This window comes from Stenotrophomonas sp. STK17_22, assembly GCF_051983905.1.
In the GTDB taxonomy this organism is placed as follows: Bacteria; Pseudomonadota; Gammaproteobacteria; order Xanthomonadales; family Xanthomonadaceae; genus Stenotrophomonas; species Stenotrophomonas maltophilia_A.
On record NZ_CP197010.1, the window covers coordinates 4600336 to 4625076 of the forward strand.

Annotated in this window: 28 protein-coding genes and 1 pseudogene; 11 read left to right on the forward strand and 18 right to left on the reverse strand. The window is 59.9% G+C overall.

Features of this window, described 5'->3' with window-relative positions; genetic code table 11:
• Positions 1-48 precede the first annotated feature (48 nt).
• Positions 49-690, forward strand: a complete 642-nt coding sequence (locus ACSYS9_RS21395; RefSeq protein WP_071227820.1) for a glutathione S-transferase family protein — start codon at positions 49-51, stop codon at positions 688-690.
• Positions 691-711: 21 nt separating this feature from the next.
• On the opposite strand, the gene ACSYS9_RS21400 is transcribed toward ACSYS9_RS21395, so the two are convergent.
• Positions 712-1119, reverse strand: a complete 408-nt coding sequence (locus ACSYS9_RS21400; RefSeq protein WP_071227821.1) for a hypothetical protein — start codon at positions 1117-1119, stop codon at positions 712-714.
• A gap of 49 nt (positions 1120-1168) precedes the next feature.
• Entirely contained in the window at positions 1169-1588 is a 420-nt protein-coding gene (locus tag ACSYS9_RS21405; protein WP_071227822.1) for an H-NS histone family protein, read from the reverse strand.
• A 118-nt stretch (positions 1589-1706) separates the two neighbouring features.
• On the opposite strand from ACSYS9_RS21405, the gene ACSYS9_RS21410 reads away from it, so the two are divergent.
• Positions 1707-2099 (forward strand): DoxX family protein, encoded by a 393-nt coding sequence (locus ACSYS9_RS21410; protein WP_032128569.1) that lies wholly within the window; start codon positions 1707-1709, stop codon positions 2097-2099.
• 24 nt (positions 2100-2123) lie between these two features.
• Here ACSYS9_RS21410 and ACSYS9_RS21415 read toward each other — a convergent pair whose 3' ends face one another.
• Both ACSYS9_RS21415 and ACSYS9_RS21420 read right to left on the reverse strand, forming a co-directional pair.
• Complete coding sequence (locus ACSYS9_RS21415; protein ID WP_071227823.1) at positions 2124-2810, reverse strand: hypothetical protein; 687 nt, start codon at positions 2808-2810, stop codon at positions 2124-2126.
• Between the two features lie 60 nt (positions 2811-2870).
• Positions 2871-3518, reverse strand: a complete 648-nt coding sequence (locus ACSYS9_RS21420; RefSeq protein WP_071227824.1) for a hypothetical protein — start codon at positions 3516-3518, stop codon at positions 2871-2873.
• A 452-nt stretch (positions 3519-3970) separates the two neighbouring features.
• Here ACSYS9_RS21420 and ACSYS9_RS21425 point away from each other — a divergent pair, with 452 nt between their 5' ends.
• The gene (locus ACSYS9_RS21425) at positions 3971-5794 is read left to right on the forward strand and encodes an FG-GAP-like repeat-containing protein (protein ID WP_440568537.1); all 1824 of its coding nucleotides are present in this window, start codon (positions 3971-3973) and stop codon (positions 5792-5794) included.
• Between the two features lie 123 nt (positions 5795-5917).
• On the opposite strand, the gene ACSYS9_RS21430 is transcribed toward ACSYS9_RS21425, so the two are convergent.
• The gene (locus tag ACSYS9_RS21430; protein WP_071227827.1) at positions 5918-6967 is read right to left on the reverse strand and encodes a YagK/YfjJ domain-containing protein; all 1050 of its coding nucleotides are present in this window, start codon (positions 6965-6967) and stop codon (positions 5918-5920) included.
• A gap of 169 nt (positions 6968-7136) precedes the next feature.
• Positions 7137-7370 (reverse strand): AlpA family phage regulatory protein, encoded by a 234-nt coding sequence (locus ACSYS9_RS21435; protein WP_081352264.1) that lies wholly within the window; start codon positions 7368-7370, stop codon positions 7137-7139.
• On the opposite strand from ACSYS9_RS21435, the gene ACSYS9_RS21440 reads away from it, so the two are divergent.
• The 4 genes and pseudogenes from ACSYS9_RS21440 (at position 7351) to ACSYS9_RS21455 (ending at position 9326) form a co-directional block, all read left to right on the forward strand.
• Positions 7351-7485, forward strand: coding sequence for a hypothetical protein (locus ACSYS9_RS21440; protein ID WP_256200899.1), 135 nt, complete (start codon positions 7351-7353; stop codon positions 7483-7485). The genes ACSYS9_RS21435 and ACSYS9_RS21440 overlap by 20 nt on opposite strands.
• Before the next feature lie 358 nt (positions 7486-7843).
• Positions 7844-8206: a hypothetical protein gene (locus tag ACSYS9_RS21445; RefSeq protein WP_071227828.1), complete on the forward strand. Its 363-nt coding sequence runs from the start codon at positions 7844-7846 to the stop codon at positions 8204-8206.
• Positions 8207-8226: 20 nt separating this feature from the next.
• Positions 8227-8325: pseudogene (locus ACSYS9_RS21450) on the forward strand (hypothetical protein); the annotation flags it as partial.
• Positions 8326-8396: 71 nt separating this feature from the next.
• Positions 8397-9326, forward strand: coding sequence for a tyrosine-type recombinase/integrase (locus ACSYS9_RS21455; RefSeq protein WP_071227829.1), 930 nt, complete (start codon positions 8397-8399; stop codon positions 9324-9326).
• 40 nt (positions 9327-9366) lie between these two features.
• On the opposite strand, the gene ACSYS9_RS21460 is transcribed toward ACSYS9_RS21455, so the two are convergent.
• The 3 genes from ACSYS9_RS21460 to ACSYS9_RS21470 all read right to left on the reverse strand — a co-directional run bounded on the left by ACSYS9_RS21460 (position 9367) and on the right by ACSYS9_RS21470 (position 11798).
• Entirely contained in the window at positions 9367-9792 is a 426-nt protein-coding gene (locus tag ACSYS9_RS21460) for a hypothetical protein (protein WP_143048173.1), read from the reverse strand.
• A 1060-nt stretch (positions 9793-10852) separates the two neighbouring features.
• Positions 10853-11158, reverse strand: coding sequence for a hypothetical protein (locus tag ACSYS9_RS21465; RefSeq protein ID WP_143048174.1), 306 nt, complete (start codon positions 11156-11158; stop codon positions 10853-10855).
• Between the two features lie 157 nt (positions 11159-11315).
• Positions 11316-11798, reverse strand: coding sequence for a hypothetical protein (locus ACSYS9_RS21470; RefSeq protein WP_081352277.1), 483 nt, complete (start codon positions 11796-11798; stop codon positions 11316-11318).
• 272 nt (positions 11799-12070) lie between these two features.
• On the opposite strand from ACSYS9_RS21470, the gene ACSYS9_RS21475 reads away from it, so the two are divergent.
• Positions 12071-12556 carry a hypothetical protein gene (locus ACSYS9_RS21475; RefSeq protein ID WP_239669953.1) on the forward strand — a complete coding sequence of 162 codons (486 nt, stop codon included), beginning with the start codon at positions 12071-12073 and terminating at the stop codon, positions 12554-12556.
• 104 nt (positions 12557-12660) lie between these two features.
• Here the strand turns inward: ACSYS9_RS21475 and ACSYS9_RS21480 are convergent, their stop codons facing one another.
• A complete protein-coding gene (locus ACSYS9_RS21480) occupies positions 12661-13275 on the reverse strand; it encodes a hypothetical protein (RefSeq protein ID WP_071227832.1) in 615 nt (204 codons plus the stop codon).
• A 114-nt stretch (positions 13276-13389) separates the two neighbouring features.
• A complete protein-coding gene (locus tag ACSYS9_RS21485; protein ID WP_081352265.1) occupies positions 13390-14166 on the reverse strand; it encodes a thioesterase family protein in 777 nt (258 codons plus the stop codon).
• A gap of 490 nt (positions 14167-14656) precedes the next feature.
• Between ACSYS9_RS21485 and ACSYS9_RS21490 the strand changes: the two genes are divergently transcribed.
• The gene (locus ACSYS9_RS21490) at positions 14657-16144 is read left to right on the forward strand and encodes an EAL domain-containing protein (RefSeq protein ID WP_256200900.1); all 1488 of its coding nucleotides are present in this window, start codon (positions 14657-14659) and stop codon (positions 16142-16144) included.
• Positions 16145-16316: 172 nt separating this feature from the next.
• Here the strand turns inward: ACSYS9_RS21490 and ACSYS9_RS21495 are convergent, their stop codons facing one another.
• The gene (locus ACSYS9_RS21495) at positions 16317-16748 is read right to left on the reverse strand and encodes a BLUF domain-containing protein (RefSeq protein WP_071227833.1); all 432 of its coding nucleotides are present in this window, start codon (positions 16746-16748) and stop codon (positions 16317-16319) included.
• Between the two features lie 512 nt (positions 16749-17260).
• On the opposite strand from ACSYS9_RS21495, the gene ACSYS9_RS21500 reads away from it, so the two are divergent.
• Complete coding sequence (locus ACSYS9_RS21500; RefSeq protein ID WP_081352266.1) at positions 17261-17512, forward strand: hypothetical protein; 252 nt, start codon at positions 17261-17263, stop codon at positions 17510-17512.
• Positions 17513-17950: 438 nt separating this feature from the next.
• Here the strand turns inward: ACSYS9_RS21500 and ACSYS9_RS21505 are convergent, their stop codons facing one another.
• From ACSYS9_RS21505 to ACSYS9_RS21520, 4 genes are all read right to left on the reverse strand, one after another.
• Positions 17951-19528, reverse strand: coding sequence for a PepSY-associated TM helix domain-containing protein (locus ACSYS9_RS21505; protein ID WP_071227835.1), 1578 nt, complete (start codon positions 19526-19528; stop codon positions 17951-17953).
• A gap of 11 nt (positions 19529-19539) precedes the next feature.
• Positions 19540-19839 carry a hypothetical protein gene (locus ACSYS9_RS21510; RefSeq protein ID WP_071227836.1) on the reverse strand — a complete coding sequence of 100 codons (300 nt, stop codon included), beginning with the start codon at positions 19837-19839 and terminating at the stop codon, positions 19540-19542.
• Entirely contained in the window at positions 19826-20107 is a 282-nt protein-coding gene (locus ACSYS9_RS21515) for a hypothetical protein (RefSeq protein ID WP_440568543.1), read from the reverse strand. The genes ACSYS9_RS21510 and ACSYS9_RS21515 overlap by 14 nt, the downstream gene beginning before the upstream one ends.
• Before the next feature lie 70 nt (positions 20108-20177).
• Complete coding sequence (locus ACSYS9_RS21520; protein WP_071227837.1) at positions 20178-22373, reverse strand: TonB-dependent siderophore receptor; 2196 nt, start codon at positions 22371-22373, stop codon at positions 20178-20180.
• A gap of 168 nt (positions 22374-22541) precedes the next feature.
• On the opposite strand from ACSYS9_RS21520, the gene ACSYS9_RS21525 reads away from it, so the two are divergent.
• A complete protein-coding gene (locus ACSYS9_RS21525) occupies positions 22542-22814 on the forward strand; it encodes a hypothetical protein (RefSeq protein WP_343124111.1) in 273 nt (90 codons plus the stop codon).
• A gap of 179 nt (positions 22815-22993) precedes the next feature.
• On the opposite strand, the gene ACSYS9_RS21530 is transcribed toward ACSYS9_RS21525, so the two are convergent.
• Entirely contained in the window at positions 22994-23515 is a 522-nt protein-coding gene (locus ACSYS9_RS21530) for a hypothetical protein (RefSeq protein WP_071227838.1), read from the reverse strand.
• Entirely contained in the window at positions 23515-24510 is a 996-nt protein-coding gene (locus ACSYS9_RS21535; RefSeq protein WP_071227839.1) for a hypothetical protein, read from the reverse strand. The genes ACSYS9_RS21530 and ACSYS9_RS21535 overlap by 1 nt, the downstream gene beginning before the upstream one ends.
• Between the last annotated feature and the right edge of the window lie 231 nt (positions 24511-24741).

Genomic DNA, 24741 nt, shown 5'->3' on the forward strand with positions numbered 1-24741 from the left:
TTCGTCGGAACAGGAAAGGCAGGCCCTTCGACCTGCAGGAGTGCCACGATGTGCCCGATCCTCACCGCCTTCGCCACTTCCCCGGACCGCGGCCAGGGCCTGGCCCGTGACATGCGCGTGCGCTGGGCGCTGGAGGAGCTGGGCGTGCCCTACAACGTGCAGCTGCTCGGCTTTGCCGAGCTGAAGCAGCCCGCGCACCTGGCCCGCAACCCCTTCGGGCAGATCCCCACCTGGCAGGACGGCGGCCAGATCCTGTTCGAATCCGGCGCGATCGTCCTGCACCTGGCCGAGCAGCATGCCGGCCTGCTTCCTGCTGATCCAGATGCACGCATGCGCGCGATCATGTGGGTGTTCGCTGCATTGAATACGGTGGAGCCGCCCATCGTCGAGCGCTCGATGGCCTGGGTGCTGGAGCGCGAGCAGCCCTGGTATGCGCAGCGTCTGCCGATGCTCGATGAGCGCGTGCGTATGCGGCTGTCACAGCTGTCCGCCTGGTTGGGATCGGCGTTGTGGCTGGAGGGCGAGTTCAGCGCCGGCGACCTGATGATGGTTTCGGTGCTGCTGCGCCTGAAGAGCAGCGGCCTCCTCGATGAGTACCCGCAGGTGGTGGCCTATGTGGGCCGTGCAACGCAGCGCCCCGCCTACCAGCGTGCGTTTGCTGCGCAGCTGGCGGTGTTCCAGAACGCCTGACGCTACGCCCGTGGGCAGGCTTCAGTGCAGACTGCGCCGACATGCGGCCTGCACCAGCATCAGCTGCGCCACCAGGATCAGCATCGCGCAACCTGACAGCAGCCACGGGTCGACATACCACTGCGCGTTGAAGCTGAAATCTCCGGCGGAAATACGCTTCCAGCCGTTGAAGTGCTGCATCGCCGCGACCACGAATGCGAAGCCGCCCGCGGTATACGACAACCACGGCACGATGAGGCCGCCCGGCCGCGCAAACAGCGTCAGCACACCCAGCACGCCGATGACCGTGCGCTGCACGCGGCAGTACGGGCAGACATAGGCCATCCCGCTCCATTCCACCGCCCAGGCCAGCAGGCTGACCAGCACCGCCGCGCCTGCGGCGATGTAGAGGACTCTGGGTGAGATCGTCAGGCTGCCATCGTGTGCCATCGCGCGCTCCTTCGTTCAAAGACCCTGGCAGGGTAGCAGCGCGGCAGGTTCAATCCTTCTTGAAGACCGTGCGCTTGCCGATCGGGCTGCTCTTGCGCGCCGTCGGCCGGGCCAGGCCGGGAATCAGGAAGTCGGTCACCTTGTGGCCCTTCTGCACCTTGGACGCCAGCCAGCGCGGCATGCGCCCGCGGCCGGACCAGGTCAGGCGCTTGTACTCCGGGTCACGGTACTTGGCAGCCACTTTCCCGGTTCTGCGCCGTGCCGGTTTCCGGCGCGGTGCGGCCTCTTCGTTCGCCTCTCCGCCGAACAGCTCTTCGAGGGTATACCCCGCTTCTGCTGCTGCGGCCTTCAACATCCGCCGTACCGCACTGGCCGGACGGCGGCTGGAAATCAGCTGTTTCCGCTGTTCAGCGGCAACCACCAAGGCGCTCAGCTCCCGAAGGCTGAGCGATTCAATATCAATCGTCATGGGAGAAAGGTCTCCTGCGGACGGCCAGCTGTCAAGGCGCCTTGCCCTTGGCGTAGACACGGGCTTCACTGCCGGTGGGCTCCGATCGCCTTCGCCGGACATCTCCGAGGACACCGACGTGAGCCACTCATCCCATTCGCTCGCTTACCTGCTTGCACGCATCCTGCTGATGGCGCTGTTCCTCATCTCCGGCCTGGGCAAGCTCGGTGATCTCAGCGGCACCCAGGGCTACATGGAAGCGATGGGCGTGCCCGGCATCCTGCTCTGGCCCACCATCGCCTTCGAGATCGGCAGCGGACTGTGCATCCTGTTCGGCTTCCAGACCCGGCTGGTATCGATCGTGCTGGTGGGTTTCAGCCTGGTCACCGCTTTCATCTTCCATCACAACTTCGCCGACCAGACCCAACAGATCATGTTCCTGAAGAACCTGGGGCTGGCCGGTGGCTTCCTGCTGCTGGCCTGCACCGGGGCCGGGCGGTACAGCATTGATGGCAGGGGGCGGCGCGGGTAAGCGCCGATCGGCGACCCGCACGCGCTAGCGCCGAAGTTCAGCCTCCGGCGCCAATGTGTGGATCACCTTGCCCTGCGCATCGAGGAACTCGATCGCGCCGTAGCCCTCGGCCGTGACGGTCAGGCGCAGTCGCGTGCGGTCTGCCTTGTCGTTCAAGGCGATGGCCGGCGTGCCGTCAGGCCCGACCACCAGACCGATGCGGGTCGGTGCTTGCACCCCAGGAATTAGCTTGTTGCCCAATGCAGGCTCACGGATCAGTTTCGGCGCCTGGTTGATCGAAAAACTCACCGCACCATCGGGTGATACCCGCCAGCCGATCGCATCCATCGCCGGATGGTCCAGCGCAAGCACCGCCATGCCGCCGTCGACATCGGCGGTGCCGAATCCACCGCGCTCGCTGCCCTGGTCGTCGTACAGCACCATGCCGGCCACGTTGAAGGCGCGCTTGTACTGCAGGCCATCGATGATCGGTGCCGGTGTCTTGCCGGACAGCGTCATGCGGATCATCCCCGTGTCATCGACGATATCGATGCGCCGTGCGGTGATGCGCTCGTGGTCCGGTGTTGCTACGCGCGTCTGCGGTGCCTTGTCGACGATCAGGCGTTGCAGGGTGTCAACCGACGGGCGCTTGGGTGAGTCGGACGGCTCGGCAGCGGCAGGCAGTGCCGCAAGGGCAGTCAGGGCGACGAACACACGGGCACTGCGCTTCATGCGGGCTCCTTGTCGTACGGATCGGCGGAAGCCGCATCATGCCACCCTTGCAGCGCCCTCTCATGAGGGAGGCGGAATTTCCGGCAGCTGGAGCCCCTGTGCCAGGGCGAATGCGCGTGACGCGCGCCAGTACGCCTCAGGCGGCCTCTGCAGTTCGGGCCGGCTCCAGTAGTCATTGATGTGCAGTACGCTCATCACGTCGACCCATGCAGCGCGCGCATCGTGGACGCACATGCGCCAGCGATGATGCGGCGGAAAGTACGCGTAGTACTCAAGCGCCTGCCGCTGTGCCTGCTCTTCGTCAATCCCTGCCTGATGGATCAACGTCCACGCATGCATATGGCGCGCGTGCGCAAGCGCACCGAGATACTCATCCTCATCCAGCAAGGGAATCGGCTCGCCGCGCGCCAGGCACAGCGCGTCCGATTCGGTGTCGTACTCCAGCGACGGCTGCAACAGTTCCGGGTTCTGGTGCCAGTACCCTTCGCCCAGCACATGCAGCATCGCCCAATGCCAGGGCTCGTCGTGGAAGAGCAGTTCGTGCTCGTATTCGTGGCCGGCGGTCTGGTCCGGATAGCGTTCGCGTGCCTGTTCGATTGCCAGCGCTTCGGGAATCTGGCCGTAGCGCACCAGGCACCAGGCGAACAGATGCCGGCTGTCTTCGATTTCAGTGGTGAAGTCTTCCACCGGGGCGCGGGTGTCTGGCATGTTCGATCCTTGCGTGTGGATCAGATGTTGCCTTGAAGGCAGACCAGCAGCGGTTCATGCACGCTGGGTTGGTGGCCCACCAGCAACCGCAACAACAAAGCAACCTGTTGATTTGATTGATATTTAATCTACTTCAATCCACTTTAGACTCACTAATCGACTCACTTCCCGAGCATCTAGGCCGTGAGACCCAGTACTGGCGCTTAGTCGGTTCCACTATCGTAATCCGCTCCCCAAACACTTCGCCTCCAATCAGTCCGCGGACACAGCTCCCCGAGCCCTGGCCACTGAGAAGTCACCGCCAAACTGTCAAACTCAAAGGCGGTCGCATCTCGCGACCCTACACTAGGGAATTGGCAATGTTAAGGAAGCTTGTACTCGCAGCATCGGTTGCGACTTCGGTCGTATCAGCTGCACAAGCGCAGAATGCCGAGAATGAGTGGATCACCGTCATGGAAGAGCATTTCGATGACCCTAGTCTCAGCTACTGGGTCCCGTGGGCAGGGGATGTGACCGACAAGTCTGGGAAAGTTTCGTACACCTACAAGTCCGGAAATGCGTTTGTGGCCCAGGGAGATGCTGTCTTCCGCGGTGACGTCCAAGACACCTTCCCGTTCTATCAGACAGGTGGCATCTACTACCCTAGGTACTTCACCTATGGCCGCTACTCTGCCCGTGTGAAAATGACTAACACGCCAGGCGTCATTCCCGCATTCTGGCTGGTGTCATACGGACCTGCATGCGGTGAGATCGATATCTTTGAGGCGACCGGGCTGCAAAAGTCCGACCCCCGCACGATCAATGTGCAACATTACTGGTTTACGAACCCTACCGATTGCTCAACCGCAGTGGCAGATGCCACGCGTTCAGCCTATACCAAGCTGGGATCCGTCGACTATTCCAGCAACTATCATGTGTTCTCCGCAGAGTGGAGCCCCAGCCACATCGCATACTTTGTGGATGGAGTAGAGTTCTATCGAACAACGCTGAATATTCCGAGCGTCCCAATGCTCGTGAATCTGAATACTAATCTTGCTCCTCCGACTACAACACCTGGAGGCATCAACAATCGGATGACATCCAACACCGTTCTGCCTGCAGATTTTCATGTCGATTGGGTCAAGGTGGAACAGTTGGCTCCACGAACATGTCATGCGCGAGGCGATCATGCAGGAAGTCTCCGCCGCGCCAATGGCAGCTGCGCTGCGGTGCGCTCGGTGGACTACAACGGCGATGGTGGCGGTGACGTCATCCTGTACGACCCCTCTTCTGGCAGCGCTTCGGTGGCGACCGGACAGTTGGCCCCCCATGCAGGTCTGGTGACCCATTCGCTGACGGATGCCCCCATGGCGTCATGGGCAACTTCGGCCAAACTGGTCAGTGGCGACTTTGACGCCGATGGGTTCTCCGATCTACTGGTGCACGGCGGCGACGGTAGCGTACGGCTCCACTATGGACGTCCTGACGCCCGACTCACCGAGCATCTTCCATCACGCACTGCCTGGAATGTGGGCAGTCAATTGATGGCCGGAGATTTCAACGGTGATGGACGGACTGACGTACTCATCTTGCAAGAGAGCGGCGCTCTCGAGATCCGCTACGGAGGCAGTGATCGCGGATTGCGCTTCGCCCCACAATCTCAACGGCAGGTCGCCTCGGGCAGCCGCTCGCATGTTGGCGACTTCAATGGCGACGGCCTTGATGACCTGTTGCTGTATGGACCCAACGGTGAGGTCGACCTCTTCTACGGACAGGCCACCGACGGACTTCGCGCGGAGCCCGGCCAGCATGATCAATGGCGAGCGGGCCATACGTTGAAGATCGCTGACTTCAACGGCGATGGATACAGCGATGTACTGATCTATGCAGCCGACGGAGCCACTGAGATCCGCTATGGACAGATGAACGGCGGTTTGCGCTTTGCACCGAGCACGGCCGATCTATGGTCCACCGGGCACACGCTGTTGACGGGTGATTTCAATGGTGACGGCATAGACGATGCCCTGATCTACGCGACGAACGGACACTCGGAGATCCGCTACGGCCAAGCCAGTGATGGTCTTCGGTTCTCCGCGCAGAGCGTCTCCAACTGGAGCCCCGGGCATCACTTGCTGACCAACGACTTCGATGGCGACGGTCGGACCGACGTACTCATCCAGTCGGCGAATGATGATGTGGAAATCCGATACGGGCAGGCAGCCGATGGCTTGCTGTTCTCACCGGCTTCCACAACCCGCTACAACCCTGGCTGGCGCTTGCACACCGGGATACGCTGAATCAAGCGCCCCGGTTGCGAGAAATCGCGATCGGGGCCTTGTTCAACCAAATGCCTCACTTTCCGTAACTCTGTGACCTACCTAGAACAGGCCACTGCTGCCTGAGTCCTTCCTCCGACCCTTCTAGAGAGTGGGCGCCAGTGGGCGGCCGAGACCTGCCTGGAACGTCTTAGCTCCGCGCACACGCTTATAGGGACCTCCTGTTCCGAAGGTTCTGCTACGCCCGTCTACACGGAATCGGAGATAGAGGTCCACTTTGGTCAGATAGCGCAGTGCGTCCTGCAGGGCCGACCACTTCTGGTCGTCAGATCGCGCAATGGTGCCGATCCCACACCGCACATAGTCAGCCTTGTTCCTGTTGCAGTTGTAGAACATCCCTTTCCCGCCCGTGATGTCCTCCTTCCAATACCTCCCGAGTTCGTCGCCACGGACGATATCGTGCGAGGCCTTCTGGCCGTCGTAGAAGATTGCCAGATGGAAGTGGTATCCCTTCTCCAAGCCATACTCCAACTTCCACATATAGCCAGCCAGATGACTGGACCCCGGTCCTTTACGAATTCGTGCGAGCAGCTTATCGCGGTGCTCCTGTGCCTCTTCGAGGGTCATCACTTGACCTCGATAGCCGACGCCCGGGCAGTAGTTGGAGTAGTACCCCAAATCCAGCCGGATCGTCAGCAACTTCGAGTACGTCTTCCGAAGCGCGGTCAAGAGCTTTTTGCTTGTCGCGGCATTCGATCGCTCACACCTTGCGAGCAACTTGATGCGGCCACCAATCGCACTACCTTTGGCAAACGCCCTGACCTTGTCCACCGCTTCATTGATGTAGGGAATGATCTCAGGCCAGAGACGACCACTGGTAAATGAGAACGGCCTGAAGAAGCGCTTGAACAGCGTGAAAAGCGGGCTCTGCCTGTGCTGGGGGAACTGCTCGTCAATGGCCTGAAAATTGGATCGAATGCAAAGCAAAAGATCCTCACCAAGATCCGTACTTTGCACCGTATCCCAACCATGTGTTCTGCTGACAGAGAACAGGTCTCCCTTGCTCCGCATCAGCCTACCCATCATTACGACGATCCTCTTCACATCGAACGTCGTGTCGTACTGGTGAGTGAGGTACATCGTCCCATCCTCGCCCCATATGTAAGCACGCTCGTGAATCAACTCCTTACTCATATGCACCCTCGATACATATATCGATCTACGCAGTCTATCGACCTCAGCGCTCGGATCATTAGAATCATTAAAGATATTTAATCCTACGACCTAGAGCACTCACACCCCTCAAAAAGTCCAACAAGCTTGAGTATTCCTGGCTGTAATTCCTACTCACACGCGAGGAAAGTTAGCGTCGAAACTCATCCTCCCTTTTCGCCATGAGTTGCATAACGAATTGATCGACTTCATGTTCCAGGAAGCCAACGGTGGAGCCGAACCGAATGGGCTGTGGGAAGTTTGGGAGATAGCTGGGCGACCTTTTGTTGAGGTATGCGTACAGAGTAGATCGAGCAATACCTAGGCGCGTTTGGACCTCGGCTCTACGAAGCAGCCGCAAGGGAATGGATTTTGGTTCGTTCATTGCATTGCCTTCACTACAAAAGCAGTGGGGCCAGCCTATCGGCGGTATTGCCCTCCTGCCACTCGGGCGTCAGGCCGATGCGCGCCCTGCCTTGCAAGTGGCTGAAATGGAATGACTTTCCGCCTCCCCGGAACCATCTTGCCAAGTGAGGGGGAACTATCTATCCAGTTGAAGGAGGGCCCATTTCTTCAGGCCCTCCTCCTGATCCCAGGGTTAGGCCCTGGTTCGGACCAACACACCGGCAAGGAAGACCACAGTGAATGCAGCCAAGTACTCAAGAGGGGAATTGGATCGTTCGATGAACACGACAGGCTCCTAGTCAGTAGGGAACCGGCATTGCGCCGGCATAAAAATGAGAGGCTGTGGCCTCTCTCTATCGTGTTATAGGTTTGAAATCCGGTTGAGTGATCTCCGGGGTTCCGGCCTGGCCTTCAATGTGGCAGGGTGCGGGTAGGCACGCAGGATCAGATCCCATGGACACCTCCGAATCCGACGTCTCCCTGCAAGACGAGATCAAGGCACTTCGACAGCAAATAGCGGTGCTATGCGTCGATCTGTCAGGCAAGGACTGGCTAACCGCAGACGAGGCCGCCCACTACTGCGGCGTGTCAGTTAGCCAGTTCAATGCCCGCGCCCACGAATACGATCTTGATCCGCGCGAGTTCATGGGGAAGAAGCTCTATGCGAAGGCGGCTCTCTACCAGGCGATCTACGGCGCGAAGGCTTGGTCGCGTCCATCGGTAACTTCCGCACCAACCCTAGCTGCAACCTCCCCTGAGATGAAGGAAGCTCTTGCCCGGCTACGGCGCTTTGACCAGCGTAAAGGGAAGCGTTGATGGATCCGGATGGCAAGCTAATGACGCTGGCTCAAGCCGCTGAACATTGCGCCTGCCATCCCCGAACCCTTCGCCGCGCCATAGACATAGGCGAGCTGGCCGCATGCCGGTTGGGGCAAGGCCCGAAGTCAGACCGCATCCACCCCATAGACCTAGCCGCATGGCTGGATAAGTGCAGGGCCAAAACGCTATGCCCATCACAAAGCGCGCCAATGGCCACTATCAAGTTACCGTCGGATACGGCGGAAGTACGCATCGCAAGACTTCTCGACACTGGTCGTTCAAAGACGCGAAAGAGTACGAGCGCAGGTACATCTCCGCGCTCAAGGACATTGCGGCCGGTAGAGAGCCGGAACGAGTGATCGCCGATGCGGTCGAGCGCTGGCTTACAGACCATGTCCCGCGTCTGCGCTCAGCCACCAAGACGAAGGCCCACGTTCGGGCGCTGCTTCCATATATCGCAGGTCGGAAGCTGGGGGAGATTGCCCAGGTATGGGCGGAGGTGAAAGCCGCAGAGATCGGAAAAGCCCCGGCCACGGTCAACCACAAGGGGCGCATCCTGCGGCAGATCAGCCGGATGGCGTGGCGTGAGTGGGGCTGGCTGGAGCGGCCAGCTGCTATCGGGCTACTGCCGGAGAAGCCCCGCGAGACGTTCCTGACGCTCGATCAGGTCGAGGCGCTAGCGAGGGCTTGCCCGAATCCTGCCGTTGGCGACTACGTGCGGCTGGCAGCGTACACGGGCATCCGGCGAGGGCATCTGCTGCGACTGACCAAGCACAACGTCAAAGATGGGTTCATCCATCTGGACCGAACCAGCAAGACGCGGACGCTGCAGCTGGTGCCGCTGCACCCGAAGGTCATCCGGATTGCGGAGCGTCTTCCGCTGGGGGCCACTGACAGTCAGGTGAGGGATTCTTGGGCAGCGGCCCGGGCTGCATGTGGCCTGGAACATGTACGCTGGCACGATCTGAGGCACACGTGTGCTTCGTGGCTGGTCCAAGCGGGAGTTCCATTGAATGTAGTCGCGGAGGTGCTAGGGCATAGCAACCTGTCCATGACCCGGCGCTATGCTCACCTGTCGCCGGAGCACCTGACGGATGCAATCTGCAAGATCCAGTAGTTCACAGCAATACGGGCGCAACAACGGACGTATTGCGCGATCAGTCGCACAATCCGTCGCCGTCCAGATCCTCGCACTCGGCGCCCGAAATGCTCTCTCGCTGCACGCCCTCGGCGTATGCTTCGCAGCCCTCAATGAACGACTGTGAATTACCGCCGCAGTCATCAGGGTGAGCAATCCCCTTATCCTCTGCCCACTGGTAGCCAGCGTCATGTCCAGCGCAGTCCTCAGTGCACGGCTTGCCTATGGCATCCCAGTCCTCTGCATCGACAGGAGGATGCTCAGAAAGAGCTTCGGATGGCTCTACGCTCTCGGCTACAGTTACGTCATCCACGACTTCGCGATCCTCGTATTGCTCCGCAGTTGAGTTCCTAGACAGACTCGCGTGCTCCTGGGGTTCACCTGTGCATGCCGTAAGCAGAAATCCAGCTACGGATAAGATGGGAAGTAGAAAGATCGGCCTCATCTGGCGACAGCTCCTAAAGCCATAGAGTGGAGTTAGCCAGATGGTTGAATCCGGCTGCGAGCTCGTCTTCGCTGTCCAAATCTATTCTCATCCCGCCACTTCAACACCTCCCCGGCCACCCATGTCGCTGGGCGCATGGTCAGGCGGACCGGGAAGTCTGGGCGACAGGCCACTGTTTCAAGAACAGTACGCGGGGACAGTCCCAAGAGAATTCCAACGTCAGCGACTCCAATTGCACGTAGCTCCCAAGGGATGCCGCTACCATCATCGGACATGGTGACCTCCAATCTCGTCTTACTACGGCCTGCGGCAGTAGCTTTGTGCCTTGCTGGCACTGACTTGGTATCGAATTGATGACTGCATGGCGTCGTCGGCCTCGACTGCGCAAGTCTGCCTTGGATCCATCCGCGATGCGCACTTCGCCAGTGTCTCCGCCGATCTCGCCATCTCATCAGCGGCTAGCAAGAACTCGTTGCAGAGACTTCCGGCCGCCGACGCCAGGTAGTTGGCGCGGGCACTACCGTAGCGTTCCACATTGTTCACATCCTGGGGGCTCGCCGTGGCCGGCGCGTTGAACCTAGGCCAGCTGCCGCTGGAGCCAGCCAAGCGATATGCAGTTGGCTCTGTCGGAACCGAAGGGCTACGATAGACAGGTTGGGTATAGGTCGAAGCCGGGAGACTGGGCACGTATCCGGAGCCGTATCCTCCACTCGGTGGAGGTAGAGCGTATGGATCCTTCTTGCCAGCCTGGCCCGTATAGGGGTTGTAGTTCCCCCGGGTTGAGTAGTTGTCCAACGTAGACCGGTTGGGAGCGCTTCTATAGTGCGGGGCTACATAGGTCCCGTCTTTCCTGACGTAACCGCTGACCCGCACGCCCCGCGCGTCAGCGTGGCTTGCCCACACCAATGCCAGCCCCAGACAGAGCATCAGAAATCCTTTCATCGCGCTCACTCCCCAAGCGTCGTCCGTAATGGACATCCTGCAACCCCATTGGGGCTGTTCCGGCGGGATGCTACTCCTTCATCTGGCTCCATGCCAATTGAGTTCTAGAAGGTTCTGATCATGGTTTGCAGACCTCGACACCCCACATCACCGGCACGAGATCCCCAAGTGCCCAGAGAAAAGTGCCGAGAACACTTGCGACATAGACCACGTGCATAACACGTTGCTCAACGGTTATCCCAGAACGAAGACGTCTCTGAAAGCGGTCCTGATTTGCGAAAACATACCCTTGGGCGAAAACAGCAAATCCAACAAACAATCCGCCGACTCGGGGCGCCCAACACTTGTCACCAAAGATCAGGGTCAACCCGATGACCAAAGCGATAGTGGCGCACTGGATTGCTAGTCCGATCAACGGCCACATGATCCAACGCTTCAGCACCTTTCCCTCCCCCAAACTACGCTCTAGAAGTGAGTTTAGACGGCTCTTCCAAGGATGTGCCATTGAACCTCACTCGCCCTCCCTCATGGAACCGGAAGCCGTTTCCTGCCATGACCCTCATCAGGCTGGCGCAGCACACCTACATTTCGTAGCCGGATCCTCGTCCGATTCGGAGCGCTCCTGGCTTGGTCTTGGCTGAAAGGTTACGCGGCCCCAACGCGTCCCTGACCCTCGCCGTAGCGGCGGCCGTTGCCTCGGCCAGGCGCCGGGCCTGTTGCTGCTGCTCGCGGGTTGGCGGCAGGCCGGGCAGTGGCGGCGGCGGCGGGATCGGGGTGCTGTCCGTCAGCCGGGCAACAGCCTTGCGCAGAGGTAGATTGGGATACAGCCTGGCGGCGCACCAGCGCTCGGCGCAGCGCTTGCCCTGAGACACGCTGGCGGCAAAAACCTTCTTGGTCTCGAAGATCCTTCGCGCATCCAAGTGAAGCCGGACACCACGGCCGGGCGTCGGAGTGATATTGGCGACTGAGCGCCCGTTCCACCATAGATCCCACCGCTCCCCTGTCTGGACCCAGCCAGACGGGATCGGCGCGGTGCGGAAGCCTTGGTAGGTGGAGGAGATCATGGCCGAGAGGATACGACCGGCCGTCTCAACCACTGCGATTCAACCAATTGCCATTCTTAACCGCTCAGACTCCCCTACCGGGTGCCTCTTGCACTTCGGCGTAGGGCTTCACCTACAGCCGTGTTGGCGGTTTTCCGATTGCATGCCCGTCTTACTGTTGCGACCTTGCGCGAGCAGTGCAGCACTACCCTACTCATGGAGAGATGGAAGTGAACTCAGTGCAAAATGATTGCAGGACTGGCCGCTCGACCCCGCGCCGCCTGATGTTGGGCATGTCACTTGCCTTGCTGTCAGTAGGCTTCGCCCAAAGCGCGTTCGCTGGTCAGTGGGTGCCAACGGGCCGCCTGCTATGGGTGGATTCGGAAACTATCCAGCCTTATCCAGTGGCGTATACCAACTTTTGCCAGGGCGGCGTGGACGGGCCGAGCGGAGTTTATTTGTACGGCGACTGGGGTTCGGAAGGGCTTGGCTCGTGCCCGACAGACGCATACACCGGTTTTGACAACATGAAGTACGGTGGCGGCACCTGTAGGCCAGATCCTCAGGGCGTTGGAGGCGGCTATTCCTGCCAGGAGTATCACCACGTTTTCGCAGGTCAGAAGTACCAGGGTCCGATACCGGCGACCTGTAGTACACCGGGACTTTACGGGGTCACCAACTACTACCGTGCAGAGCTTGTGTACTTCGGCTCTGGCGATAATCCCAACGACTACTACGACAGGTTCTTCGAAAGCTCTACCGAGTACGTTTGCCAGTAGTCGGCATCCAAACATCAAGCTCTCAGGCGACGTGCCTTGAGAGCTATTGACCCCCATCTGACTACTACGAGCAGGATCGTCCCCGCGCGAGCGGGGACACTACTTCATATCGCCCCAAGGTCCTTCACGACGGCCTGTCCCCTTTGAAGGAATCCGATCAGCAGACGCCCTCCAGCGACTTGCCGGCCCATCTGCTCGTTGAGGTAGCTCGCTTGGAGCCGCCCGGCAGCCATCAGGTCGACCTGCAGCATGCTCGGCGCCACGCCTTTGAGTGGATCACCTGGTGACGCGAACTGGCCGCCGATCGGCTGCACTGAAGTGGCCTGCCGGCTGTCGTTCTTGGCGTAGGCCGTGGCCATCATCCTGCCGCTTCTGGGCGACCAGCCGCCCAGGACAATCTCGGTCCCCAGCTGTTCTATAGGCAGGTCAGCCTCTGCAGCCGCCTTCTCATAGTTCAACCACAGTTGGTCCATTACAGGCCCCATCTCGGCCGAAAGCTGCTCGATGGAGAAGTCGGCCCGGAAGCTCGCCTGCAGAGCCAGCTCGTAGATCTTCAGGAAGAACTGGGCCCCGCCCCTCGTAGCCAGCAGCACGTTGTGCTGCGGTATCAGAAGCATCTTCGCGCCAGCAGAGTAAGCGCCTGTCAGCGCATCCTCCGCAAGCGTATCCACTGCAACGACAAGCTGGTCACGGCTGATCAGTACGTTGAGGATGCTCATGGGGCAAGTCCAATGGCCAGCCTTGACTATGGCCGGAGCCCTACCCTCTGTCCACTGCACTTGCGTCGAAGCCGCGCCTCAAGCGGCGCGGCTTAAGCAGCGTCGGCAAAGGGTTTAGCCAAAGATTGCAACGGTCTGCGTGCTCAGCATGACCAAATTACCGTGAACGTCCCAGATCTCCATTAGTTGAAATGAATATCCATTTGAAGCAGCTAGACTGCGTGATCGAAGCAAGAGCCATCCGGGCGTTCCTGCAGGGCCAACCAAGTCGATTGTCCAGTTCATCGAACTTATTGGGGTCGGGCCGGCAAACATAGCCATCGCCGCCGGTGGCAAAGAATCTCCCGTCGCCATGAGGGCGACTTCCGGTCTTATGTCATCGGCATCACGAAGCCGCACCCAGGCCAGAAGCTCCGGGACGGTGGACGATGAATCGGGTAGCGATTCGCCAACGAATCGAACATCGAAGTTCTGAAAGAAACCAGGCGGGTTCGCCCAAGCGATAGATTCGTCGTAGTCCGAAGGCGGGCCTACGTGTGGGCGCTGAGCGCGCATGTGATGGATGGTACTTTGACGTTCCGCAGCAAAGCAGAACGACGCCCTCACGGCTAATGCATCCGCCACATGCCCATCAACACCGATTTGAGTTACCGACTTTCCTCGGCGCAGCACCTCCGTCCGAAAACAGACTGAATCCGTGACCGGGCCTATGAACGATATCTGAGCTGTTCGTAGCGGAGGCAAGTCCGTCGAGTGCTCTTTCATCGCGAGCTGCAATGCCATCGCTGCGGAAAGGCCCCCATAGGCCGTACGCCCCTGCAGCCAACTCTTGGGAATGGAACATGAAGTACCACTAGAAATGGTATCGAGAGTCAGGGCAAGAGAGTTCATGGGGAATAGTGACCCTTCCATATGTCACGCATGATCCTAAGTTTTGAGGTATTGATCGATAGTTGGTGCATACGTCTCAAGCGAGGCTAGTCTTCCGACCTGTCCCGACGCCTGACTGTCCGGCGATGAAGTAGATTACTCCAGTCGAAACGAGCGGCCCATAGGGTCACTTCTCCGGATGAAGGGGGCAGCAGCGGCGTTTCTGCCGACATCCACGACCGCATGTCGGTGTGGCTGCAGGACGGCCTGATCGAAGGGTGGACTGCCGCCAGTCCAGACGACTACCGCGCAGATAAGCCGTTCATATTGAACCATCCAGCAAGCGGAGTCGATCACTCCAGTTGTGTGACCAAATGCCGATAAAAACGGGACAAGCAATGCGACTCTGACTCTGAGTTAGGTACAAATCCGTTTCAGGGGGAACTGATTGACCGTCTCTGGCAACCGCGCGCGATTTCTGTTGACGATTCTGGGTTCTGCAGCGCTGTCCATGTTGGCGATGCTGATAGTTGCTCAAGCCGTCTTGTATGTTGAGGATAGTGAGTCCACAGAGACCATCGCTGAAGCGGTGGTAGCTCGAGCAGAGACTGTCTCTCGAGCCCGACGAGTCGCTTCAGATGCAGCGCTGAAGTCTGCTGTCATTGCGTGCTCCGACGAAGACGTTCGAGCACTCAAGGAAATCGCGTTCAACTCGAGTTATATGAGCGACGTGGGACGCATCCAGGAGGGCCACCTGCTGTGCAGCGCGCTCTGGGGAAAGATCGTTCCGTTCAAGCTTCCTGCGCCGCACTATTCATCGGGCGAGACCAAGCTATGGAATACGTCCGATCTCGTTGGCTCGCCTTACGGAGGCACCAACCTGATCGCCCAGGGCCGGGCATTCACGGTGTCATCGCCCTCGTCCTTCGATGGCTTGGACCCCGCGAGAACCAGCACATTCACTGTCGAAACGCGTGATCGCTCCTATGTGTTCCGGAGTGTGGAACCTGCAACGGACGCCAGTGAAGCCGCATCATCCCGCATACGGCTGAGCCGATGCAGCAACAAGGCAAACGTCTGTGCATTCGTATCACGGCCCCGGCGGGGCATATGGGACCTTGCCCCCTCTCTGCTCTACACCATCATCGGCATAGGTGCCGCGCTTGGCATTACCTTCTCGTACCTCCTAATTCGCCGAAACAGGACCGCAAGGCAGACGCTCCAGCAGCGCTTCAGCCTTGCCATGCGCCGAAACGAGATCGAGTTGGTGTATCAGCCTCTATACACCGTTGTGGATAGGCGCCTTGTCGGGTTCGAAGTGCTAAGCCGCTGGAGCCCAGTTGGCGAAGGCGAAATATCTCCTGGCATCTTCGTACCAATGGCCCGCCAACTTGGCCTGAGTTCAGATCTTTTCCGGTACGTACTGTCGAAGGCGCTGAGAGAGATGGCACCGGCCCTCGCAGGCGAGAATGCGCCATACCTGAGCATAAACGCTGAGCCCGTTGACATGGCTTCGGAGGAAACTGTTCGTTTCGTCGTAAGCGTCACGCAACAGGCCGGTGTTCTACCGGATCAGGTCAGGATCGAGATCACCGAACGTGAGGAACTGGTCTGCCCTGGCGTAACCGCGCACATGGCAGAGTTGGCAGCGCTGGGATTCCGATTCCTAATTGATGACTTCGGAACCGGCAGCTCCAACTTCTCACACTTTGCCCAGTCTCCCTTCATCGGCATCAAGATTGACCGCATGTTCGTATCGGCCATCACCGAGGAATCACCCTTGCGCCCGGTGTTGCCGGGCATGTACCAGATCGCCCGCCAGCTCGGCCTGGAGGTGATCGTGGAAGGAGTGGAGACCCCTCAGCAAGACGCATTGCTGCAGAAGATCGCGCCTTCTGCTGTAGGCCAAGGATGGCTCTACGGCACTCCTCTGCAAGCTGATGCCGCCGCTGTCCTGGCCAAATCACACAATGGCGACGAGCCATTCACTGATCCGTGAATGGCACCTATTCCACTATGTACCCGCGCCGAGGAATGGCGCAGCAATACCAAAGACGACTGTTACACGCACGAGCCTTCCCCACTCAGTGCAACCGAACGGTTGATGGTGTTCACACCCATCGCTGCTGACGCCCCGAAAGGGCATCGTCGTGATCGGATCTGAGTCGAAGCTATGCAGCTTGCACGTAGGGGGCTACAGCTTCGGCCAGCACATCAATTCCCCATACCGATCCAGCAATTTCCTCAGGCTCACTCTTCTTGAAGCGAGACCAATCGGCCCTTGCGAGTTTGCCCACGAGCAGCTGATCGGCCGGAAGTCGATGCATTGACCAATAGGGGAACTGCCTCGTAGATACGCGGCCTCTCGCCAGTTCTACGACGCCCGTGTGGCTCGTCGATTGCAGCACGCGCTCATAGACGCTGGCGACACCATCTTCCGGACCTTCAAAGTACTGCACGAATCTAGCTCCGTCGTACAGCAGAACTCCCGTGACGCCTGCAACTTTGTTGAACCTGGCAGCATCGGCTACGAGCGCTTCCAGCTGTTCAATCGAAAGACCTTCAACTGCTTCGCTTGCGTATACAACAGCCCGAATGGGCATGGTCTTTGCCTTGAAAGAGGGCCACATCGGCACCTATTCACACTCTACCACTCGGCACAAGTAGGGGCCGGGATGCGTATTCTTAACTCTTCAGAATCTGCTGCTCCCATCAACGAACCTAGCGTCCGAGCAAGCCGCATTATGGGCGCCCACGTTCAGGACTTCGTTCATCTTCATGCGCGACATCGGACAGTTCTATGTAACAAGCGTCGAAGGAGTGACCCGTGCAGATGGCACCTTGCTTCAGGTAACCCGCATTGATTGCTCCTGCTTGAAATGCTCACGGCAGTTCAGAGCGACCCCCGGGCATGGACTGGTTGACCTCAATGGTGCTGCAGCTCTCGACTGCCCTGGCTGCGGGAACCACCAGTCGGTCAGTCGCGCCAGGCTTGAGGAATTCAGCTCACAGGGCAGCGAGTAGGCGGCGGCGCTACCGCGCCTCAACATCACGCCCACCTTCCCGATATCTCCTTATCCGTATCTTTCCGCAATAGACCTACTTCGATGCCCCGATGAGTCACACCGGCATATTCAAGATCACTGATCTCACCTATAGGCTTGGCGCAGAGGGCGGCTTGGCCCGTGCCCTGCAGATTGAAGCCACCTGCACCGCCTGCGGGTCCGCCGGCGTGTGGAACGAGCAAGAGATGGAGCATGTCAGAGGAGGAACCGTGCTGTCCTGCCGCGCCTGCGGTAAGCGCCAAGCAATTAGCAACGCCCGCCTGATTGGCTGTCCATCTGATATCCGTCATCCCCGAAACTGAACGAGATGCGGTTCACATTTTCCATCGCCTAGCGCGACAATCGCGATAGGGGCTTGTCGGCCCCGCCACGGGGAGTGGAGCCATGTTCAAACGAGGGGAAGACGCGTTCCTGGTGCTGGAGATGCGCGTGAGGGAGTGCGAGCGCCGTATTGCAAAGTCCGATGGCCGAACCAGGGCATTGAATGCGCCATGCGGGCGGTTGTCGCCAGTGCTTCCAATCCCTCGGCCTTGCGCGCTGCATGGGCGCAATTGATTCCGATGGTCGTGGAGACCCATGCCGACGAGCGTGGAGAAGCGGCCAATGACTACCTCGATGGTCTTCGCCAAGGCCTCAAGTTCGTCACTGAGCAGATAGAAGCGGCCGCAGAACGGCCCTGCCCTCCTCGGAGGTAGTTCCGAAGGCCGATCTAATCGTCGGCTTCTTGATCGCGCCCTGCCCTAGGGAGAATTCCCTTCGATGGCCCAAACGCTGTCCTTGTGGCCCATCTTTGCGCGCTTCCTGGATCGCCTCGCCAGTTGCCAGAAAATGGCAGCAGCGACAATTGCGGTCGCGTCCACGGCCACCCCGGCACTTGAATGGTTCCAGGTGCCGGGGACGCCAGCCAACGCCGCAAGGCTGCCGACCGGGATCAGTGCCGTCACTACTGCGCCAACGTACAGCAGCTCATAAGCGGAGCGCGCGGCCCCACGCAGGAATGCCCAGGCCACTGCCAGCAGGAAGGCCGCATAGTAGATGCCTTCGTGCCATGCCGGGACATTGGCAACCAGCCCAGGCAGCCACTTGGTAGCTGCCAGTGTTGCCGATATGCCGATGACACAGCCCAGGGACACACCGATGGTCAGCGATCCCAGCACACGGGTGGATCGCTTCTGCTCGGGAAGGTTGGCATCGCGCTGCTTCTTGCGTCGTGACTCGATCCACAGCAGGTTGCCGGTGTAGAACACGATCGCACCACCAAGCCCCAGGAGCAGGTACATCCAGCGCACGGGGTTCCCGCCAAAGCTGCCGAAGTGCAGCATGAAGAAGGCATTGACCGCCGTATCCCAGCCGCCCATGTGTCCTGGCAGGTCATGTGTGTCCACCACGCCAGTGTACGGATCGAGATGGGTACTCATGTAGGTGCGGGCACGGGTCCCGTAGCGGATATCCAGGCCGGTGACACGCCCCTCGACCACACTGTCCTTCTGCTGGAAGCCCAGGCTGTAGACCTCAAAGCCCGGCAGCTGTGCCTTTACCTTTTCCAGCAGTGCAGGAGCAGGCAGAGGCTGGGCGCCCGGAGCGGGCCTGGCATCGTGCTCTTCGCCCCATTGGATGCCGTTGGGATAGACCACCTTGTCCTGGATGTCGTAGATCTGATCGTGGAACGCGAATACCACGCAGGTCACGGCCATGATCAGGTGGAACGGCAGGCTGACAATGCCCAGCGCGTTGTGCACATCCAGCCACATGCGCTTGATGTTCCTGCCTACCCTCACGGCGAAGAAGTCTTTCACCAGCGTCGGTAGCAGCACGATGACGCCGGAGATCAGTGCCACGGCATACATCAGCGCAATGATGCCCATGACGGGGCGCGAAACCGCATCCGGGAACGGCAGGCCGACGAACTGATGCAAGGTGTCGACAAGCTGCGCCACTGGTGCCTTGCGCAGCTGCTCCACCTGGAGGTGGCCCTTCTCGTCAAAGCTTGCGCCAAACTCAGTGAACTGCCGTGGCTTGTCGCCACGTACCCGCCAGATCACGCGGGCAGGTGCTTCAGGTGATGTCTGCACCATCACGCTGTAGTTCTTCGCGGCTTCCGGATGCTTCTTGAGCACCGCCGCCAGCAGGTCAGGTGCACGTTCCATCGGGACCGGCGCAGACAGCGCAGACGGCGGCGTTGCCCATCGTTCCAGCGGCTTCTCGAACATGGTGATCGAGCCGGCATAGAAGGCAATGAACAGCATCAGGCCGGCAAAGATCCCGACCCAGATGTGCACGTCCTTGTAGACCTTGATGATGTCGTTGCGGATCTTCATGCGGGGTCCAATCAGCCCAGCTGGCTTCGCGCCAGCCAGAGTGCGCCAAAGGCGACCAGGTTGGCAGCACCCAGCCACAGCCAGGCGCTTGCGCTGCTACGGAAAAGGAAGACGAATGACAGGAGGGGCGCCCACAGCAGCGCGACCAGCCACATGTTGAACTGGGCCTTGCCGCCCCCACCATCGATGCCGCCGGGGCCGAACCACGCGAACAGGCCGGACAAGGCCAGGGAGAGCCCGAAGCCCAGGAGTACGCCTGCGCACATCTTTCCGAACCAGTGGCGGCTCTGCAGCTTGTCAGGCTTGGCCATGCGGGCCTCCGCCTCGACGGCCACGCCAGACGCCCAGGAACGGCGCCACTGACCAGACCAGCATCAGAATCGTCAACCAGGTGAAGAAGGCCGCACCACTTCCCATCAAAGACAGGAACAAGGCAAGCGAGACCAGCGACAAGGTGCTGCCGGGAATCCATTTCCCACGGACAGGCCAAGGTCCGGCGCGCCGCCACTGCTGTTTCGGTGACGCCAGGTAGAACAGCCATGCCCCTACCACACCCGTGGCTGAGGCCAGCAACGCCATCACAACTGACATTCTGGAAGTCTCATACGAAAGCCCCGTGACCTGGCTGGCCGGTCACGGGGCAAAAGGGTTACCAGGTGAACCGGGCGGTGGCCGTGACCGTGCGTCCTGTGCCGAAGAAGCAGGAGGAGACGCCGCTGCACGTGGTCACGAAACGCTTGTCCGTCAGGTTGCTGACGTTGAGCGCGAACTGCGTGCCCACACGCCCGATCGCGCCCACGTCGTAGCGGATCGCCGCATCCCACATCGTGTAGGACGGAATCAGGTAGACGTTGGCGCTGTCACCGTAGCTTTCGCCGTTGTAGCGGACGCCTGCCGCAAGGCTCAGGCCCGCGAGTGCCCCGCCCTGGAAGGTGTAGTCACCCCACAGTGCAGCGGTCCAGTCCGGAACCATCGCCAACTGCTTGCCCTGATATCCGTTGTTGCTCTTGGTGACTTCCGAGTCCATCCACGATGCGGCACCGATCACGCTGAAGCCGTCGAGCGGGGTGACGCGGCCTTCCAGCTCTACGCCACGTACGCGGCCTTCGCCATCCTGGACCTGGCACTGGCTGGACCCAGTCGTGCCGCAGGTATTGTGGCTGGGGTCAGGGTCGTTGGTGAGGATGTTCTGCTGGCGCAGATCGTAGGCCGAAAGCGTGATCAGGCCATCGAATCCAGACGGCTGATACTTCACGCCCACTTCCCACTGCTTGCCGGTGATCGGGTCGAACGGCGTCCGGTCGAAAGACTGGGTCGCCGTGCTGCCTGCCGGCTGGAAGGACTCCGCATAGCTCAGATACGGGGTCAGGCCGTTGTCAGCCACGAACAGGATGCCAGCGTTGCCGCTGAAGGCTTCGTTCTTGATGCGGCTCGGCGCGCGTGCGCCGTAGCGATTCGTAGCCACGGTGTACGACTGCGTCCAGGTGTCGTCCTTGGTCCAGTCGTAACGGCCACCCACGGTGAAGCGCCACTTGTCGAGCGCGATCTGATCCTGCAGGTAGGCACCCGTCTGGCGGTTGACGCCTCCCGAGTAGCTGATGCTGTTGGTGACCGGAACATAGCCGGTGTAGACCGGATTGAAGATGTCGATCGGCGCCGGATCACGCATCGCACCGCGTGCCGCGTCCCAATCGGCCTTCTGCCAGTCCACGCCCACCAGCAGCGTGTGTTCAGCCGAGCCGGTCTGGAACTTGCCGGTCACACGGGTGTCGATGGTGTCGCCCTGGGAGTCCCCCTCGCCCCAGGTGGCACGTCGCTTCTGCGTGCGGCCATCCGGGTTCAGGCCACCATTGGTCACCACGGTGCGGAAGGTCGATTCCACGTTGGTGCGGCGAGCCCCCTGGCTCAGGGTCCAGTTCTCGTTGAAGGCATGCTCGAACAGCCAGCCGGCCGTCCAGATCGTGCGGTCGTAGGTGTTCCAGTTCGGTTCGCCAATGAAGGTCGTGTTCTTCATGCGCCCATAGGGGGTGGCCTTGAGCGTGCCGTCCATCGGCAGGAACTGGTAGGTCGAGCCACCGTCGTCGCGCTGGTAAAGGCCCAGCACCGTCAGTCGCGTGCGCTCGGCCATCTGGAAGGTATAGCTGGGCGCCAGGAACCAGTGCTCCTGCTGGGTGTGCTTGATCTGCGTGTCACCGTCGCGATACAGGCCCACCAGGCGGCCCAGATGGCGCTTGTCGACCGATGCCGCGCCCAGGTCGAATGCGCCGCTGTACTGGCCGTTGCCATCCAGGCCAACCTGCAGCACCTGCTGCTGGTCAGGCGTCGGGGTCTTGCTGACCTGGTTGACCATGCCACCCGGAGCCACCTGGCCATACATGACGGCCGACGGTCCCTTCAGCACCTCGACACGGTCCAGGTTCCAGCTGTCCACCATGGTCCGGTTCCACTGGCCACCCTGCGGCGCCCGCATGCCGTCGATGGTGACGTTGTTGCTCCAGCTGCCGGCATCGAAGCCACGGATGCGGAAGTCGTCGACGCGGTTGTCGATGCCGCCGCTCTCCAGGACGACGCCCGCCACGTAGCGCATCGCCTCGTTGAGGTTCTGCACACCGCGGGCATCGAGCTCCTCGCGGGCAATGACCGAGACCGACTTGGCCATCTCTGCAACCGGCGTGTCGGTCTTGGTCGCGCCGGAGGTGTGGGTGGTGGTGCGATAGGCGTTGACCCGCACCGCATCCAGGGTGGTGGCGCTGCCATCGGGCGATTCTGCCGAAGCCTCCTCGGCATGCCCCACCAGTGGCAAGGCCAGCATCAGCGCAACGGACGTGGACAACAGGGTGCGCATGGGAGCGCGGGAAGCAAGGATCATTTTGGACATTGGAGGGCCTACGGTAGGAAGTGCGCCCTAGGCGGCAGCTGCGGCGGCGTTAATTTCGCGTTAAATACTACCAGATGCGAATCGTTCGCACTAGCAACAACCCTGACCAAGATCAAGTCGGGTAGAAATGGTCCAATGAAGCCCGCTGGAGCACTGGATGCAAAGGCACAGTCACAGGGAGACAAGTTGATTCGAGAAATTCTTCAGTTCCACGACCTGCAGGAACTCTGCCAGCCAGGCAAGAGGCCTAGGCTTGCCACTGTGATCCGATGGGCCCACGGATGCGGCATTCGCTTCCTGTACGACGGAAGCGGCGGGATCTGGACGACTATGGCCGCGCTCAATGAAGCGCTCGGCCTAGCCGGAGCAACGCCACATCTCGAACCTTACGATCCTGATGACTTCTGACGGCCCCATGGGCCCGCAGGAAGTCGGGGAAGTGGCGAGAGGTTCCCCTCAACCACTATTGCCAAGTGGGCGTTGCGCCATCTGCCCGATCCGCTATGCCTGCTTGCCCCCTGTTTGGGACGACATCGCCGTGGGAAGACTGGGGCACTACGCGCCTAGGCATTCAAGTTCATTCGCGGTCAAGTCTGCTTGTCAGCAGCCTTTCTTAGCCGCTCCAACTCTGCCTTTCGACGATCTTGTCTCTCTCGTTCGGCAACGAGCGCAGTGACAAAAGACCTCAGTTCGTTCCACATGGAGGGCAAGTAAGCAGCATATGCGGCTGTGAAAAAACACAGCGCAAGCGAGAGCGCGGCGATCTGACGGGTCCAATTCGGGAAGCCATCTGTTACGCGAGGCAGCAGCGCCGACAAGGCAATAAGCAAGAACAGCGCCCACAGTCGACGAGACTTTGTTCTGACCATCGCGTCCAGCTCAGATCGCTGTGCTGCGCCTAGCCCAGCCAGCGACGCAACGTCACTTTGAAGGCGATATATAAGGGAAACGACGGCCGTCACCAAAACGCCCTGCAGAACCCACATGTCCTTCAAAACTGCAATCAATTTCGTCGCGTCAGCAAACCTATACGCAGCCCAAGCGACAGCAGCGCTAGCTCCGCCGATCGCCACAAAGGCCCATAGGTTCCTGGCGACACCAAGTTTCATCAGTGGACGATTCCCGTCGCTACCGCCTGCTGCAACCATCCGTGAATTCGTACCCATAGATCAATCTCGTCAATGAGCCCCGAGTCTTGAATTCTCACCGGCAAAGAGGTCCTGACCTTCAGATCCGATCCCTTCAAAGTGCCGCCCTTTACCAAGTGAACTGTAGTCTCTCCCTCGTCGAAATGCCTGCCGGCAACTGCCAGCTTCTGCATCAACTTGAAGCCTTCCTCGGTCTTGTTCCTATTCGAGTACTTAAGGTCAAGGGTGACAGCGATCCTATCCTGGCGCCCCAATGCGCTCTTCAACGGAGCATCACCAAAAGCATCACCGAGCAGCTCTTTCAACGCTTCCGCCAGCGGGCCGATAGGACGAAGGAGCTTATGGCCGGGCACCGTCTCACGATTCTTGGTCTTACGAACAGTAGGTACAGACTCGACTACTTCAAACTCCAGATCCGCACCGATAGTCACACCATCAACGCCAGAGCCTGCCAACTGCTGTTCAGCATGTTGCGACTGCTGATCCGCTAGCAAAACGTAGTCCTCATTAGTGAAAACCCCGGTTTCCCGCAACAGCCACGTGAAGTGGTCTTCCATGGCTTTGGAACCAAGATGCAGCGTCGCAACAAACATCACATGAGAGTTAGACACGGCGAAAAGGGTCAACGACTCAACGAACTCTCGCCTTTGATTCGCGTCAGCTGTCGGAAGCGCGGTCGTATCAAGCTTGTAATCACCGGCCTCAGCGTCCTTCTCGAAGAACTTTTGCTTCTGACCAGCGGTGTACTGCATGAGGCGTCCAGTGAGCATGCCGTGAGAAACGCGGGTTCCGGATACGACCCGAGTGCCAGCGCCCTCACCGAGGGACTGCTCACGCGTTTCAACGTCTTTGCGAGCCGCAATCGCCGCTGTCAGTAACTGCTGAAGGTCGGCGGCGTCTCCGTTCTTGAGGATCGCTCGCTTGTAATGAAGGGTCCGTGACCTGGCCTCTGCCATCGTGCTTCCTAGCTTTCGAATGGGCGGATCATGCCGGAATTTGCCCCTGAATTCACATTTCTGCGCTTTTCCCTCCGGCTAGCCTTTGCGCCGTGCACACTTCTGAGCTGTGCTAACAGTGCCAAATGTTGGCCTAAGGTCAGCTAAATACAGCGACCTGCCAAACGCCCTCGCACCTTAAGTCCTTGATTTATGGAGACCCTGGCCCGATTCGGGCGGGTGCTATCGCCT